This window comes from Vibrio chagasii (genome assembly GCF_002954585.1).
GTDB lineage: Bacteria > Pseudomonadota > Gammaproteobacteria > Enterobacterales > Vibrionaceae > Vibrio > Vibrio chagasii_A.
In genome coordinates, this window is sequence record NZ_MSCI01000001.1 from 78,435 (window position 1) to 94,890 (window position 16,456).

The 16,456-nt window shown below is 42.8% G+C and carries 13 protein-coding genes and 2 pseudogenes; 9 read left to right on the forward strand and 6 right to left on the reverse strand.

Going from position 1 to position 16,456, the window contains the following annotated elements; all coding sequences use genetic code 11:
• The first annotated feature begins 12 nt into the window (after positions 1 to 12).
• Complete coding sequence (locus BTO10_RS00380; protein ID WP_105023154.1) at positions 13 to 1,068, forward strand: hybrid-cluster NAD(P)-dependent oxidoreductase; 1,056 nt, start codon at positions 13 to 15, stop codon at positions 1,066 to 1,068.
• Between the two features lie 179 nt (positions 1,069 to 1,247).
• Here the strand turns inward: BTO10_RS00380 and BTO10_RS00385 are convergent, their stop codons facing one another.
• Complete coding sequence (locus BTO10_RS00385) at positions 1,248 to 2,684, reverse strand: glyceraldehyde-3-phosphate dehydrogenase (RefSeq protein ID WP_105023155.1); 1,437 nt, start codon at positions 2,682 to 2,684, stop codon at positions 1,248 to 1,250.
• Positions 2,685 to 3,532: 848 nt separating this feature from the next.
• On the opposite strand from BTO10_RS00385, the gene BTO10_RS00390 reads away from it, so the two are divergent.
• Positions 3,533 to 6,097 carry an ATP-binding protein gene (locus tag BTO10_RS00390; protein ID WP_105024218.1) on the forward strand — a complete coding sequence of 855 codons (2,565 nt, stop codon included), beginning with the start codon at positions 3,533 to 3,535 and terminating at the stop codon, positions 6,095 to 6,097.
• Positions 6,098 to 6,160: 63 nt separating this feature from the next.
• Here the strand turns inward: BTO10_RS00390 and BTO10_RS00395 are convergent, their stop codons facing one another.
• The 3 genes and pseudogenes from BTO10_RS00395 to BTO10_RS00405 all read right to left on the reverse strand — a co-directional run bounded on the left by BTO10_RS00395 (position 6,161) and on the right by BTO10_RS00405 (position 7,436).
• Positions 6,161 to 6,397, reverse strand: a complete 237-nt coding sequence (locus BTO10_RS00395; protein WP_004742365.1) for a hypothetical protein — start codon at positions 6,395 to 6,397, stop codon at positions 6,161 to 6,163.
• Positions 6,398 to 6,583: 186 nt separating this feature from the next.
• A pseudogene (locus tag BTO10_RS00400) lies at positions 6,584 to 6,976 on the reverse strand (hypothetical protein); the annotation flags it as partial.
• Between the two features lie 145 nt (positions 6,977 to 7,121).
• Positions 7,122 to 7,436, reverse strand: a complete 315-nt coding sequence (locus BTO10_RS00405) for a DUF496 family protein (RefSeq protein ID WP_004742367.1) — start codon at positions 7,434 to 7,436, stop codon at positions 7,122 to 7,124.
• 195 nt (positions 7,437 to 7,631) lie between these two features.
• Between BTO10_RS00405 and BTO10_RS00410 the strand changes: the two genes are divergently transcribed.
• The 5 genes from BTO10_RS00410 (at position 7,632) to luxQ (ending at position 12,841) form a co-directional block, all read left to right on the forward strand.
• Entirely contained in the window at positions 7,632 to 7,832 is a 201-nt protein-coding gene (locus tag BTO10_RS00410; RefSeq protein WP_004742368.1) for a hypothetical protein, read from the forward strand.
• A 63-nt stretch (positions 7,833 to 7,895) separates the two neighbouring features.
• Positions 7,896 to 8,552, forward strand: a complete 657-nt coding sequence (locus BTO10_RS00415; protein WP_105023156.1) for a YceH family protein — start codon at positions 7,896 to 7,898, stop codon at positions 8,550 to 8,552.
• The gene (locus BTO10_RS00420; RefSeq protein WP_105023157.1) at positions 8,553 to 8,867 is read left to right on the forward strand and encodes a GIY-YIG nuclease family protein; all 315 of its coding nucleotides are present in this window, start codon (positions 8,553 to 8,555) and stop codon (positions 8,865 to 8,867) included.
• A 309-nt stretch (positions 8,868 to 9,176) separates the two neighbouring features.
• A complete protein-coding gene (locus BTO10_RS00425) occupies positions 9,177 to 10,271 on the forward strand; it encodes an autoinducer 2-binding periplasmic protein LuxP (protein WP_105023158.1) in 1,095 nt (364 codons plus the stop codon).
• Positions 10,271 to 12,841, forward strand: coding sequence for a quorum-sensing autoinducer 2 sensor kinase/phosphatase LuxQ (gene luxQ / locus BTO10_RS00430; RefSeq protein ID WP_105023159.1), 2,571 nt, complete (start codon positions 10,271 to 10,273; stop codon positions 12,839 to 12,841). Before BTO10_RS00425 ends, luxQ begins: the two co-directional genes overlap by 1 nt.
• 78 nt (positions 12,842 to 12,919) lie before the next feature.
• Here the strand turns inward: luxQ and BTO10_RS00435 are convergent.
• Positions 12,920 to 13,580, reverse strand: a pseudogene (locus BTO10_RS00435) (PilZ domain-containing protein).
• Between the two features lie 196 nt (positions 13,581 to 13,776).
• On the opposite strand from BTO10_RS00435, the gene BTO10_RS00440 reads away from it, so the two are divergent.
• Complete coding sequence (locus tag BTO10_RS00440; RefSeq protein ID WP_004742374.1) at positions 13,777 to 14,127, forward strand: HopJ type III effector protein; 351 nt, start codon at positions 13,777 to 13,779, stop codon at positions 14,125 to 14,127.
• 99 nt (positions 14,128 to 14,226) lie between these two features.
• On the opposite strand, the gene BTO10_RS00445 is transcribed toward BTO10_RS00440, so the two are convergent.
• Positions 14,227 to 14,535 (reverse strand): DUF1289 domain-containing protein, encoded by a 309-nt coding sequence (locus tag BTO10_RS00445; protein WP_004742375.1) that lies wholly within the window; start codon positions 14,533 to 14,535, stop codon positions 14,227 to 14,229.
• Between the two features lie 158 nt (positions 14,536 to 14,693).
• Between BTO10_RS00445 and yegD the strand changes: the two genes are divergently transcribed.
• Positions 14,694 to 16,046, forward strand: coding sequence for a molecular chaperone (gene yegD / locus BTO10_RS00450; RefSeq protein WP_105023160.1), 1,353 nt, complete (start codon positions 14,694 to 14,696; stop codon positions 16,044 to 16,046).
• The last annotated feature ends 410 nt before the right edge of the window (positions 16,047 to 16,456 follow it).

The following is a 16,456-nucleotide window of genomic DNA, read 5'->3' on the forward strand; positions in this document are numbered from 1 at the left end:
GGTAAACCTACGATGTATGCATGGTCGGATAGCGATTCAATCAATTTAGTGTGCTTAAAGAAATGGCACGAAACACCAGATACGGTCAGCTTTGAGTTGGGGAGTATCCCACAAGACTTGCACTTCAATTTCAAGCCGGGGCAGTTCATCACTTTGGGCTTAGATATGCCGACAAAAACCGATTATCGAGCTTACTCTATCGCTTCTTGCCCAGAGGACAATCGCCTAAAGCTTACGGTTAAACGTGTTGAAGGTGGCTTGGTGTCTAACTTTATTGTCGATGAGCTTGATGAAGGTGATGAGGTTGCTGTATTGAAGCCTGCTGGTGGTTTTAACTGTATTGATTGCACGCCAACAACGAGTAACAAAGTGACACTAGTGAGTGCTGGTTGCTGCATCACACCTGTTATGGCGATGGTGAAGTATTGGCTGTCTCAAGATAGCGGCGTTGAAATTGACTTCATCCATATGGCGCGTAATAAGCGAGAGACGATTTATTTTGAAGAGCTACACCAACTTGATGAAACTTACTCTAATTTTAATCTGAAGCTATTACTTAAAGATAATCAAGGCACCACGGCCCCTCAAGGTCGATTGGATAATAATTGGCTGGTCAGTCTAAGCCCTGACATTTTAGATCGCACCGTCTATCTGTGTGGCCCAGTTGGTTTCATGCAAGACATAGAAAGCTATCTAAAAGAACTTGAGTTCAACATGGACAACTTCTATCAAGAAAGCTTTACACCAGCTACTCAGAACGCTCAGTCAGAAGAGCCTCAAACTGAAATCGCTGACAATGAGAACAGTGTCGTCAAAGTATTTGTCCCAACTTTTGGCAAAGAAGTGGAAGCAGAAGCAGGTACGCCGCTCGCTGATTCACTAGAGCAAGCGGGTGTGCCGATCATTACCGCTTGTCGCAGCGGTATTTGTGGCTCATGTAAATGCAAAGTGACGAAAGGTTCGGTGGAATCTAGCAGCCAAGAGACACTGACAGCAGAAGAGATTGAACAAGGTTATGTACTGGCATGTTCAAGCACGATTCAGTCTGATATTGAGGTAGAGCTTTAGAAGTGACGGTGTATCAGAATTTCTGATATAAAAAGGCCACTCAGATCAGTTAGAGAGAGCTGATCTAAGTGGCAACCCTCCTGTTTATACGGGGGAGTAAAACAGAAGGGGTTGCGAAGCCTGAAACAGGCTTCGCGGATATAGTTATTATGTTGTGGAGCTTGTTTTACTCAGAGATATTAAACCGCTGGGTAAGTTTTGTAGCGTACGCCCATCATTTGTTCCATACAGTGAACAACTTGGCAGCTGTAGCCAAACTCGTTGTCGTACCAAATGTACAGAACAGCGCGGTTGTCTTGTGCGATAGTCGCAACACCGTCAACAACGCCAGGGTGACGAGAACCAACTAAGTCTGTAGAAACAATTTCAGTCGAATCTGTGTAATCGATTTGAGCAGATAGGGCAGAAGATAGTGCCATTTGACGTAGGTACGTGTTCAGCTCTTCTTTGTTGGTGCCTTTCTCAAGGTTTAGGTTTGCTACTGCCATTGAAACATTTGGCGTAGGTACGCGAATCGCATTACCTGTTAGCTTGCCTTCCATTTCTGGCATCGCTTTTGATACTGCTTTTGCTGCGCCAGTCGATGTCAGTACCATGTTCAATGAAGCAGCACGGCCACGACGGTCACCTGAGTGGAAGTTATCAATCAGGTTTTGGTCATTGGTGAATGAGTGAACCGTTTCGATATGACCAGACAGAACGCCAAATTTGTCGTGAACGGCTTTCAACACTGGTGTAATCGCGTTGGTTGTGCAGCTTGCCGCAGAGATGATGGTGTCTTCAGGTTGAATTACATCTTCATTTACACCGAACACAACGTTTTTGATGTCACCTTTGCCAGGTGCAGTAAGCAGTACTTTGCTTGCACCGTTGCACGCTACGTGCTGGCTTAGGCCTTCTGTGTCACGCCACACACCTGTGTTGTCAACAACCAGTGCGTTGTCGATGCCGTAAGCCGTGTAATCCACGTCTTCTGGTTTATTTGCGTAGATAACTTGGATGAAATTACCGTTAACGATGATCGCTTTGCGCTCTTGATCTACAACGATGCTGCCGTTGAACTGGCCATGAACTGAGTCACGACGTAGTAGGCTTGCACGTTTTTCTAAATCACCGTCTTTACCACCACGAACCACAATTGCACGTAAACGAAGTGGGTAACCTGGGCCGCTTTTCTCTACAAGAATACGAGTCAGTAGACGACCGATACGACCAAAACCGTATAATACAACGTCGCGAGGTGTAGTCATCGCTTCGCCTTCTAATGAACCCATCAGAGCCGTTTGAAGGAAATCATCAATCGCGCTGAGATCTTCGTGGTTTTCCCAGTACTGAGCTGCCAGGCGACCAACATCAACGCGGCAAGGTGACAAGCGCATTGATAGTAGGTGTTGGATGATTGGTTGAGTTTGTTCTGCGGTTAGCGGTGAACCTGTGTAGCGTTTTGCGATGCGGTGAGCTTTGATGATGTCGATCGTTGTTGCGTTGACTAAGGTCTTACCGAAGAGGATAACTTCTACGCCTTTTTGGCGGTATAACTGACCTAAAGTTGGAGCGATGGATTCAGCAATAGTTTGACTAGTTTGCCAGTCTAGGAGGTGCTTTTCGGGACTCATCTTTACTCGGGACCTTTCACGTTAAGTTCTGCAGTCATGGCGGTTGTAGGGAAGCCAATCAGCATAGGGGGTTGAGCTATCAAGCGGTGGTCTTTTGTGCCACTTAAATGTGCTTGATATGCGTTGTGTGTAACTTGTAATTTTTATGTGGCAGGATTGTAAGGTACGACTGGTTATTCTGCTAGGAAAAATAAATGCAGATAAATTATCTGTAAGTTGGTGTGATATTAGCCATTAATCAAGTTTTATGCGTAGGTAAAGGCTATTGACTTTAACAATCTGTAGCACTTAATTTCCGACAAAAAATACTCAAATCAAAATATGATATGTAATGAAAGTCATAGTGTTCAGTAAAACTGTGATCATCAATACAAGTTACACGTAAATGGTAAACAATAAACAAGCTAATCAGTCTGTTTTGTTGTTTAACCTTCAAATAAGCCATCGTTGCGTGAAAAAAATGCAGGGCGCAAACGTTTGGATCTCACAAATTTAACCTTAATTTGGGAATTTGTTCGTACCTAGCACCGTGACTTGCTGCCTTTCTGCCTTATCAATGTGACTTCTTTACTTGTTATGTGAGCGATAATAACTCTCTCTCGGAAATGAAACGTTTCATTGATTTGCTATCCTGATACCAACGTTTGCTTTGTACACTGCACATTATTTGCCTTTCTGGACTCAGAGTATCGTTTGTTCATATCCAATTTGATCAATAACCGCTGTTAATGTCCTATTCTTTACTTGGGCTAGGTTAAATTACTTTCGGGAAGGGAGTAGTTATAAAAATGATAAACATGTCAATTAGATGGCGTCTAATTCTTCTTACCACTGTGTCTGTAATCATCATGTTTGGGTTTACAGTAAACCAAGTGTTCAAGAACGACACGAAGATGAATAATCTTGAAACTACACGAGTTAAGGTTGAAGCTCTTCAATCTTTTAACACGGTTTCAAGTAATGTCCATCGATGGTTAGTTCTGTCTAATGACTCCTCTGAGAAAGGCCAGTTGCTTTTAACCCTGCAATCAGAATTGGATAGGCTTTCTCAGTACGGGGCTCGACTAAAGCAGTCTGATGAAAACCTGAATATTGAGCCTCTGCTAACCGAACTGAAGAATGTGATAATGAGCCTGACTAATGTGACGCCAGGTTCTGGCAATCAGGCGTTAATAGATAAGGCTTTCGGACTATTAAAAGGCGTGTTGCTTCAGTTATCCGAATATCGGGTGGCTTTATTGGATGAAGATATTAGTCAAGCTGATGCGATGTTCGTCCACCTCACTAACTACGTGTTTTGGAGCCAGCGAGAAGCATGGTTGAGCTACAGCTTGTACCGCTCGCCTGAACAAAAAAATCAATATCTTCTGAGTTACATTAGTGCGTTAGATCGACAGCAGCAGTTATTAGAGACCTTTTTCCAATCGGATACGAGCTCTCCAAGTATTAGGCAACTTCTTAATACCGTTTCTCAAGATGAGTTTCAGGACAAGTTTGCAACACGAATCCTCGAAGGAGAACTCTCATCACCCGAAGTATATGAACACCTAAAAAGTCTAGAGGTCAAAAAGCGAGCCATTTCTCAAGCGATCAGTGCTTACACCAAGCAATTGCAGTTTGATTTAACAAACAATATTGTGTTGCAGAAAAGACAAACTTTAGTGATCTCGTTCTGGATCTTAGCTGTTTCGGGGGTGTTGTTGTGGTTGGGGGCTATGATCTCTATACGCTTGAACAGAAATCTATCAATGATCTTGAAGGGCGTTTCAGAGTGCGCTGATAACGATGGCAAGCCGAACACCATAAAAATTGAGGGCAATGACGAGCTAGCAGAGTTTACTGAAACCTTAAATAGGGTGATTGAACGTAACTACCTACGTAATCAAGAGCTTATTGAAGCCAAAGAAGATGCCGTATCAGCTAATAAAGCGAAAAGTGCATTCCTCGCCAATATGTCTCATGAGATCCGAACTCCCTTAAATGGGATCATTGGTATGGCGGAGATTTTATCGCAGAGTAAGCTAAGCCCTAACCAACAAGAGGTGCTTGGGGATATTGAGTCATCGTCGCACTCATTACTGGTGCTACTGAATGACATTCTCGACTTGTCTAAGATTGAGTCGGGTAACCTCATGCTCTCTCCACACAATGCTGACTTACGTGAAGCCGTCTATGACTCTGTGAGCGTGATTTTATCTAAGGCGATCAGTAAAGACATTGAGCTCGATGTGAACATTGATTCTCAAACACCACCGCAACTATTCTTCGATGAGTATCGCGTTAGGCAGGTGCTGACGAACTTATTGTCGAATGCCATCAAGTTCACCTCTAACGGTATCATCACAACGGACATCGCCTATACGCCAATGTCGATGGGTAGAGGTAAACTCGAGTGCAGTGTTTCGGATACAGGCATTGGTATTGAACCAGAGAAACTAGAGTCCATATTTGAGCCCTTTACTCAAGAGGATGGCAGTATCACGCGTCAGTTTGGTGGTACAGGGCTTGGGTTAGCAATCTGTCGGCAGCTTGTCGACTTAATGGGAGGATACATCACTGCCCGTTCAGTAAAAGGTGAAGGCTCTACCTTTACGTTTTGTCTGCATGTCGATGTGGTAGAGACGCAAGTTCAAAGCCTCGAAAATTTAAATCGTGCAACGATCATTTCCAACTCTTTTAACTATCTCGACCAATTAGTCAAAGAGTGTGAGCGCCTCAATATAAAACCCAAGGTGGTGGGATCGATATCGTCGCTAGATGAAGAGATCAAAGAGAGCGACTTTGTCTTGTATTGCCATAGCTTACATCACTCACTGCAGAGTGATTTAGCGGCGTTGAAAGAACGGTACCCGTTAGACCGCGTGATTGTTTGTCAGCACCACTTATTCAAAACAAATCTGATTACAGAGTCCGTTCATTCAACTCATACATTGCCATTCTTGGGACGGCGTTTCTTGAATAGTCTATTTTCACTTGATGCGAATGAAGAGCCAGTACTTGAAGCCAAATCAGAAAAAGAAGAAGTGCGTCTTCTGAATCGACGTATCTTGATTGTCGAAGATAACTTGATGAATCAGAAGATAGCGAGCTTCTTTCTTGAACAAGCAGGCTACGAGTATTTAATTGCTAGTAATGGACAAGAGGCGGTTGATGTTATTACTCAGGGCGCGCAATTTGACGCCGTGTTGATGGATTGCATGATGCCAGTCATGGATGGGATAACTGCGACCAGAGCAATCCGACAGTGGGAGAGCAAGCAACAAACGACTCCACTGCCAATTATTGCCTTAACCGCAAGTGTGTTAGAAGAAGACATCAAAGATTGCTTTGATGCAGGCATGAATGCTTATTTACCCAAGCCTTATAAATCTCACCAACTCTACGACCTGTTTAGCAGCCTTGATATCGTCTAACTGATAGCTGGTTTAAAGCTCAACAAGGCAATTGAGCTTTAAACCATAGTTGGAACAAGCTTGTTAACGCACTTCCATGCCTAAATTGTATTGAGCAAGGCAGCGCCCGACATAACTGATTTTGATGAAAGCCGCCACAATGATGGTGCTGATGTGCGCGACGATCTGAACCGGTAGTGAGAAATGATCCGCCATTGGGTAAGCGATGATTATGCTGAGTAGCATAAGCAAAGTGGTAATCGCTAGGCTGAAGTTAGATACAGAAAGTAGAGTTTGAAAGCGTTGAGTCATCGTCTTCATATTGAATTCCTAGTTACTATTAGTTCTTTTGATATTTAACTAACAGCAATTAGCGTTCCAACTTCTAAAGTTTTTATTTATCAGTTGCTTAGATTTTGGTTGTTTTGATTTACAGTCAAAAAGACACATATAATGGCCGTGTCCTTTTGACGTTAATGAGTGTTTTTTACCACGGCCTTAAGCCTCAGGTATCACCACACCGATTTCTGGCTCAATGTGTTGTTGAATGTATTTCAAGGTGTTGATCATGTTCGATACATTCTTTTTATCCGGCAGGGTAAACAAGGTGGTGTTACTCATCGCCCAGTCTGTTCCTTGTAACAGCACTAAGTGCAAAGGCATGCTTTGGGTGATTCCCGCATCTTTCAGCTGTTGTCCTATCTCTCTAACTCTATCTTCAGCATGATTAAGTAGCATCCAGCCTCGAAATGCCGAGCGAGTTGGTACTTTGTAGCCATGAACGTCGACCACGAGATCGTCATAAGTGATTTCGGTATTTTCGGTATAAAGCCTTTCAAACTCTTGTGGATAGGGTTGAGTTGATGACAGCGCTAAGGTGAGCAGAATGGTTGAGTACATAAGTTGACTCCATTTCTTACGTTGACCTTGATAATGATATTTGAATCATTAAATACGTAGGCTTAAGTATAGACACTGGAATTTAGGTACAAAAAAACCCACTACAAAGAGTGGGTTACTAAACAAGTCATCCAACTTTATAAGATTACTTCTTACCCTGGATTTGCTTGTCTTCTTCTGTCAGCTCACGGATACGACGGCTGATGTCGCGACGAGCTTTAGAAATCTCTGCGCTCTTGATGATGTGGTCATCAACACGATCTTCGTAGTCAGCTTTCATGTTTTTGATGATGCCTAGAATCTCATCGTGAGTCATCTCTGGCTTGATGTAATCAAGTAGGTTATCAAGAAGGTCGACACGCTTACGGTTGTCACGAACTTTCTTTTCGTTGTCTAGCAGTTCACGCTTAAGTTTGTTCTTACGTCGTGCTTGGTTAACAATTTCAAATACGCTGCTCATAGATTCCTTTTCCTATTCGTCAAATACGTTATCTGGTTCTGATTAAAGCACATCAATTGATGATGTAACAGTCTTTAGATCAAAGCAAAAGTAAGGTTGTTTAATTATTCGTCACTCTCACCGATGTGTGATTGTTTTTATCTCGCCGTTCAAGTTAGTATCCCATGTAGATACTGCATTGATACGAAATGTGAAATGAATCAACAACAATTGGAAACCGAAGATTCAGGTGATAAAGCGACTGAACCTTCAGCAGAGCAAAACAAGCTTCGCGATGCGTATGTAAAAGAGCGTACTTATTTGGAAGTCGTGGAAATAGAGCTAAACCGTTCTAAGATCATAATGATTGATGAACAGGGTAGAAAGAAACGAGTACCAATTTTGCCTGAGCACTAGTCCTAGGTGACTGCATTGTTTAATGCTGAGACAGAATCACCAAAATAATAAAAAGGAATAACGATGAACACAGTACTTTCCCCAATTGAAGCGAGAATCATTGGTTGCTTGATCGAAAAAGAAGTGACGACTCCCGATCATTACCCACTTACGTTGAACAGTCTGACCACAGCTTGTAATCAGAAAAGCAATCGTGAGCCTGTTCTGTCGTTGTCTGAGTCAGAAGTATTAGATGCCGTTGATGGCTTGATTGCTCGCCGCATGGTGAGTGACGAAAGTAGTTTTAATAGTCGTGTTAATAAGTATCAGCATCGCTTCTGCAATACTGAGTTTGGTGATCTGCAATTTACAGAACAAGAGCGTGCGATCATCTGTTGTATGTTACTGCGTGGTCCACAAACGCCGGGCGAATTACGTACGAGGACAGGGCGCTTAGCGAATTTCACAGATGTAAAAGAGGTGGAAGCAACGCTCGAAAAGTTAGCGACCCGTGAAGCTGGCGCCTTGGTTGTTAAACTACCGCGTGAAGCAGGTAAGCGTGAGTCACGTTATCAGCATTTACTCAGCGGTGAAGTCGATGTTGAAGCGTTTGCGACGGCATCTTCAGGTGTTGCAGCACCGTCAGCATCGAGTGAGAAGCTAGAAGAGCTAGAGTCTGAAGTTGCAAGCCTAAGAACTGAAGTAGCCGAGCTGAAAGCTCTGGTTGAATCTCTACTGTAAATGTCTGAATCTGAGAACAAGGCGGATTGGGTCGTGTACCTGATCCGCAATCGTCATAACGCTTTGTATTGTGGAGTCACCAATAATCTAAAACGCCGCTTTGAGCAGCACCAAACTGGTAAAGGTGCCAAAGCCCTAAAAGGCAAGGGGCCGCTGAAGTTAGTTTGGAGTATGGAGACCCAGTCGAAAAGTGAGGCTCTGAAAACCGAATACGCGATCAAACAATTACCTAAGTTACGTAAAGAAAAGTTAGTATCACTTAAACTTATCATTGAGTGGCAGGACGACAAGATTCAATATATCGAAGTCTCATAATTCATACCTAAAATGGTTATTACTGATAAAATTGTAACAAATAAAAATTCCGAGATTGTTTTTTATTAAGTCTTTGATTTTAAATTGAAATGTATAAAATTCGGAAGGCGTGTTTAGCCACGTGACACTAAAGTTTTTCCGTTACCGCTCTCATTTGATATATCACTCAATTAGAATGTCGTTCTAATTAGCTTTAGCCGCTATCATTTATCCTCGTTGTCCTACATAATATCTTTCAGCCATTCAAAGAGATGGTGTCATGCTAGGTTAAAAAATGAGCCAAAGTAGCTCATATAAAACGAGAAAAATATGAAACGTTTATTGATGTTGTTTGGACTAGCCGTATTTTCTGCGTCCGCTCTCTCCCATGGAACCCATGTCCTTAACGGATATTGGGAGTACCAAGATTACCTTTCTAAGTTTCCTGAACAAAAAGCCTTAACCGATAAAATGGTTCAGGCTGTACAAAACCCTCCAGTTCCACTGAGACAAGCCCAGGATGAACCAATCACGATTTCTGTGGTGTATCCGGGCCAACAAATCTCTGATTATTGGGTTCGCAACATCCAAGCGTTTGAAAAGCGACTTGATAAGCTAAGAATTAATTATCAAATTAACCAAGTGTTTACGAGAGTAAACGCGGATCTCGCGCAGCAAAGTATCTCGTTACAAGAAGCGATAGAAAATAAAACCGATTATTTGATCTTTACGTTGGACACGACGCGCCACCGTAAATTTATTGAGCACGTATTGAGCTCTACAGATACCAAACTTATTCTGCAGAACATTACTACGCCAGTCCGTGCATGGGCTGATAGACAACCCTTCATGTATGTTGGTTTTGACCATGCAACGGGCAGTTTAAAATTAGCGAATTACTTCAAAGAAGTCAGCAAGCCGAACAGTAAATACTCGGTTCTGTATCGCTCAGAAGGTTATATTAGTGATGCGCGTGGTGATACCTTCATTCACGATGTAAACAGTGATACGAACTTTGACTTAAAATCCTCTTTCTACACAAGATCGGATAAAGAGAGTGGCTACCGAGCGGCTAAAATCAGCATAGAGAACGATAAAGACCTAGACTTTATTTATGCATGTGCAACCGATGTCGCTTTAGGCGCAGCGGATGCGATTCGAGAATCGGGTCGAGATATCTTGGTTAATGGTTGGGGCGGCGGCTCTGCTGAGCTTGAAGCGATTGAACGAGGTGACCTTGATGTCACTGTTATGCGTATGAACGACGACACAGGTATCGCAATGGCAGAAGCTATTAAGTGGGACCTTGCCGGAGAAGTCGTTCCTACAGTTTACTCTGGTGATTTTGAAATCGTGACTAAAGAAGACTCCCCAGAACGCATTTCTGAACTGAAACAGCGAGCATTTAGATACTCAGGTCAATAATGAAGAAAAGCTACGCCAGTACACCTAGGAACACATTAGCTAAGCTTATTACGCGTATCATTATCTTAGTGATAGGCGTGATGGCACTTGGCGTGCTTATTCATAATTATGAAACCAGCAGTAATATTGTAAAACAAGAGACCAATCGAACGGTTCAACAGACGTCGAGTCTGATTCAAAACATGTTCGATTATCGCTTATCTGTCTTACAAATTCACCAAGACAGCAGCTCACACAGTGACACTTTACGTGAGTATTTTGCTAAGGGTGACGAAGAGGTGTTGAACTACTTCTTCTTTGGTGTAGATCAGCGAGAGCCCGATCATGCTCCTGATCTACGCTTTGTCTCAACACATGACGGACTAGTGTGGGAAGATGGCAACGCTCAGTTTTATGGGTTAGACAGAAATAACCTAGAGCATATTTCTGATGAGGTCTCTTTTAGCAGCAATTGGCACTTTATCCAGGTAATCACCGAGATTGGCAAGCGTCACTTGTTGGCTCGCCGAACCCCCATTGTTGACAACAAAACAGGCGAAGTTCTCGGCCAACTTTATATTGCCATCGTACTCGACAACAATTTCTCTCTCGCAGAGTCCATACAGCAGGGCAGTAACTGTGAGAATATCGTAATTGAGGCGCATGGAACGCCGGTGACCTCGACGTTCAGCGGCGATGAGACCTATACGATAAAGGATATTCTTGAATATAAAATTTACGAGCAGTTGCCTCGTCATTTCGTCACAGTGGCGACAATCAAGATCAACGCTGTAGAGACTCCATTGGTTATTCGTGCGGTACAAAAGAATACCAATTTTATCGCGTTAGAAGAAAACTATGAGCGCGCCATCATCGTTGTTGTGGTCGTAATTGTGTTTATGTACTTCTTCGCTCGTACATGGATTCAAAGAAGAGTCGCGGCAGAGCTCGATAAGTTGATGCACTTTACCCGTTCGGCGAGCGATAGCGAAGAGTTTAACAAGTTCGATGGGTCGAATATTTTCGAGTTTCATCATATCGGTTGCACACTGGAAGACACCTTTGAACGCTTGTCCGAGCAGAATCAAAAATTCCAAGATCTCTTTAACTTTGCACATTCTCCTATTTTGGTTTGGTCTGAAAAAGGCGATTTAATCCAGATGAACCCCGCAGCACGCATGGCGCTGTTTGATGAAGATGATAATTACGGTGCAATTGCCCATGACTTTGAACAGCGCATGCTACCGAATATCCAAATGGTGGTTCAGGGCGCAAAGCTAACAGGAATTAACGTACCGATTGGTGAGAAGGTATTCCGTTGGAACATGTCGGCTATCCGGGTTGAGCACGGCATCACGGGGGTTGTGGTTCAAGGGCAAGATATTACCAAGTTGGTGGAAGCTGAAAGGCAAGCGGATAGAGCGAGAGAAGAGGCAGAGCATCTTGCCAACGTTCGAGCTGATTTTTTGGCTAAGATGAGTCACGAAATCCGAACGCCACTCAATGGCATCTTGGGTGTATCTCAGCTTCTTAAACGCTCTATGCACAATGAAGATAACAAAGAGCAGGTCGATGTACTCTGTAACAGTGCAGAACATTTGTTAGCGGTATTGAATGATATATTGGACTTCTCAAAGATCGAGCAAGGGCAATTCAATATTCAAAAGAAAGACTTCCGCTTGGCGGAGTTGATTAACACTCTAGACAGCATCTACCGTCCACTTTGTGAGGATAAATCGATCACATTCACGATCGTCAATCACCTGGCTGACGACATGGAAATCAACACTGACCAAGTGCGCTTAAATCAAATTATGTTTAATTTGCTGAGTAATGCACTTAAGTTTACCCATCAAGGTGGTATCTCAGTCAGCTTTGAGCTTGAAAGTACTTTCAATACCAACAAAGCCAGTTTGATCGTACGAGTGCAAGATACTGGTATTGGTATTGACGAGAGTAAAATTGATGCTATTTTTGAGCCTTTTGTCCAAGCCGAAGAGACGACAACACGTGAATACGGTGGTACCGGATTAGGGCTGACGATCGTTAAGAACCTAGTCGATATGCTCGAAGGGGATATCCAAGTTCGCAGTATGAAAGATCAAGGATCGGAGTTCATCATAGAAATTCCGGTAGAGTTACATTCTAAGCCGTTACTTGATGTTACACAGCTGACCGTAGGTGAACCGGAGGCTTTATTTGACCGCGCTTTGAATGTACTGCTGGTGGAAGATAATCACACTAACGCTTTTATCGCGCAGGCTTTTTGTAAGAAGTATGGCATGGTGGTTACGTGGGCTAAGGATGGTTTAGAGGCAATAGAGATGGCAAAATCGACCACTTATGACCTCATCCTTATGGATAATCAACTTCCAAACTTAGGCGGTGTTGAGACGACTCAACAGCTGCGAGAGGAAATTGGCGTATCTGCACCAATTTATGCGTGTACTGCCGATGCTCAGGAGTCTACAAGAGACAGCTTTATGGCTGCTGGCGCAAACTATGTGATTGTTAAGCCGATAAAAGAAGAGTCATTGCATCAAGCTTTTGTTCATTTCAAAAATTCGTATTGGGATGAAAACAGACTCTAATTTTTCTTTACCTCTTTGAACTAAATACAGTGCTAAACCAAGTGGCGTCAGCACTTCACTTTGAACATGCGCTAACCATTATTTAAAGCCAGTAACGAAAGCTTGTTCTAACAGTAATGTTTTAAGCTCGTCACTCATATGCAGGTGTTCAGGAAACTGAATACTCAGCAGCCAGCCTTGCCCTTGTCTTTTTTTACTCACCACTTTGTAAACTAACTCGCTATCCAAATGTTCACTCAAGACCGAGTCAACTTTGATCTTCCTGCCGACATCAATATCGGATTGTTGCGTGATATAGACGCCACAACCTGAAACTGAGAAATCAACTAGTGTCGCGTCTAGCGTCAAGGTATCGAAGGTCACTTCGCAGTTAAGGCGTACCTTGTATCTTTCGTGTTCACGGATTGGTTTCGTTGCAAAGTTAGTTGGCGGACGAAGAAATAGGAGATGTGCGGGGGGAAGTGATATGAGCCAGTACATTCGTTTTGAACGCAACGATGTGACCAAGCTCGGTGTCTGTAATCGCTCGAACGATAATATCCACGTTGATGAGCTTTCTTAACGTCAGTGCCTCGGTCGCTTTTTGTGACAGCTCTAAGATAAGGTACTGCTCTTCTTTGTGCTCAATATATAGAGTACTGATCGAAATTGAGTCATCGGGTCCAAACTCCAACACACCTGCTGCTTTTGTACCGGGTTTAAGGTATCTAAACAGTTCTACGTTTTTATCTTTATGCATGTTCTTTAATGAAAATGTTAACCATCTGTTGAAACAATATAATGCCCCCAATAGAGCTATGTCATTGCTTTAATTGAGGAAATAAAGATATCTGAGTGAAAAAAGTGGAAATGGTTTGCCACTCAAACAGCGGCTTACTCTGAAGAAAAAACGCGTTACACTGCTACCCATAATCTAATTAAAGGAGAAAGAGTCAATGGAATTAGAAACCTTGTTAAACACCCTGTCTGAATCACCTGAAAGTGTTCAATTTGAAGATACAATGCAGGTAATTGAGGCTCATTATGATTTTTCTGAGTGCGAATTTCGTAATGGAGATGTGGTGAATGAGGCAGGGCAGAACAACGGTTCATGCAAAATTTTTGCGTTCGGCCAAGATCAAGGGCTTTCAGCAGAGCAAACACTAGCGTGCTTTGGTCAATACTACCGTAATGATGTACTAGGTTTTCCAGAGAACACAGATCACCAGAACATCCGAAACTTTATGGTTCATGGTTGGAGTGGGGTTGAATTCTCCCAGCCAGCGTTAGTATTAAAGTCCAAGTAAATAGGTTTCAATGGCGAAGTAAATACTTACTTAAACATTAAGACCATGAAGCGAGATGGGTTTATCTCGCTTCTTTCTTAGATTTTCAATACCGACAGGCTACTGAATTGGCAAATCAGACAAACATTTACGACACATACACACTCCAGCTTTGGGTATAGAGCTCGTGTCTCTTTTCTCTAGCTCAAAACACCAACAGGTCTCTTTACCTGCGCTAATATCGCACTGAGCAGGCTCGTTACATTGCGGGCATTGGTGGGTAGAGCTAATACCACTAAGGTTATTCATCACAGACTCTCTTTCACTCTCAGATAAGCCTTTCCAACCTATAATTTCGTCCATGGTTCTGAAGCAGCCGCTACACATGCCACCATTATTTTTACAAGCCGCTCGGCAAGGTGTTTTCATCTATCTGACCCTTGATTTGTTTGGGCTGAAATGTAACACACTTGTATCTGTTTTAAGAGAAAACTCACTAAAAATTGACTCTGAAAAATAGTAAATGACCTCGTAATTGAAAGGCTTTTCATGTAGCATCTCGCCCCTTTTGTTGAGTGGGGGATATTATGTTTATTGGATTTGATTATGGAACAGCAAACTGTTCTGTGGCTGCAATGGTCAATGGAGAACCAAGCTTGTTACCGTTAGAAGGTAGCAACCACTATATTCCCTCAACCGTATTTGCTCCTACTCGTGAGAGTGTATCTGAACATCTATTTCGCCACCTGAACATCAAACCGAGCGATGCTGTCGGTGAGCAATTGCTACGACGTGCCATTGCCCTCAACCGCGAAGAGAGTATCGACCTTGTGCCAGAAGACATGGCATTTGGTCAGGCAGCGTTAGATCTCTACTTAGAAGATCCGCGTGATGTCTATTATGTAAAGTCTCCTAAGTCTTTCCTAGGCGCAAGTGGGCTACATGACGTTCAGGTTAGCTTCTTTGAAGATCTAGTATGTGCCATGATGGCCAACATCAAGCAGCAAGCTGAGCTCACTACTCAAGAACAAATCAAACAAGCGGTTATTGGTCGACCAATTAACTTCCACGGTCGCGGTGGTGAAGAAGCAAACAGACAAGCTGAAGCTATCTTATCTCGCGCGGCGAAGCGTGCGGGCTTCCTAGATATTGCATTTCAATTTGAACCTGTAGCTGCTGGCTTAGATTATGAAAGCACTCTGACTGAAAACCAAACGGTATTGGTTGTTGATATTGGTGGTGGTACGACCGACTGTTCTCTACTAGAAATGGGCCCGAGTTGGTCTGGGAAAGCCGATCGTAGCCAGAGCTTATTAGCGCACAGTGGTCAAAGGGTAGGGGGTAATGACTTAGATATTTACCTGGCTTTCAAACAACTGATGTCACCTTTCGGTATGAGCAGTAAAGCGATTTCCGGTATTGATATGCCATTGACCCAATTCTGGAACCCAATAGCCATCAACAATGTAGAAGCTCAAAAGAATTTTTACTCGCGAGAAAACCTTGTAGCACTGAAGTTACTTCGTAAAGAAGCTGCTGAACCACAGAAGCTAGACCGCTTACTCAAGGTTTATCACGATACTTTGGGTTACGGCATCGTACGTAGAGCTGAAGAAGCTAAGATCGCGTTGGCGGAATCTTCAGAGTATCGCGCAGCGATGAATGTTGCTTCCGAGTTGATCGAAGTCGATATCTCAGTTGAACAGATGGTGGATGCTATCGATACGCCAAAGTCTAAGATGATTGAGTTGGTTAAAGAGGCTATTCAACAAGGCGAAAAGAAACCAGATGTTATCTATATGACGGGTGGTTCTGCACGTTCACCTATCCTTCGAGAAGCGGTTCAACAAGCCGTACCGAATGTGCCTATTGTGAGTGGCAACTATTTTGGTTCAGTAACGGCGGGCTTAGCTCGTTGGGCTGAGGTGTGCTTCAAATAGAGTGAAATTACGCGTCATGAAGGGCAACTGATCTGTGATTGGTTGCCCTTTTTTGTATCCGCGAAGGCCAAATTAGCTAACGGAGTAGCTTCCTGGAATCTAAAGTCGAAATTAGTTTAGGAAGCTAAATATTTCGACTGGATTCTAGGTGTTACAAGATGTTTCAGGTTTGGGGTGTTGTGATGTATTGGTCTGATGAGTTTTTTTGGTGCTTTGATTTTTAATGCTTTTTTTATGCTTTAAAAAGCAAAAAGTAAGTTTCTTTTTTGTAAATAAAACACAATTAGAATCTGTTATTTTTTGGTTTAAATTGCTGTTTTTAAATTATTTTTTGTTTTTTATATTATTGCTTTCTTTATTTTATATATTTTAATGCAACTTTTTTGTCATTCATCGATTAGGGTTTGCCT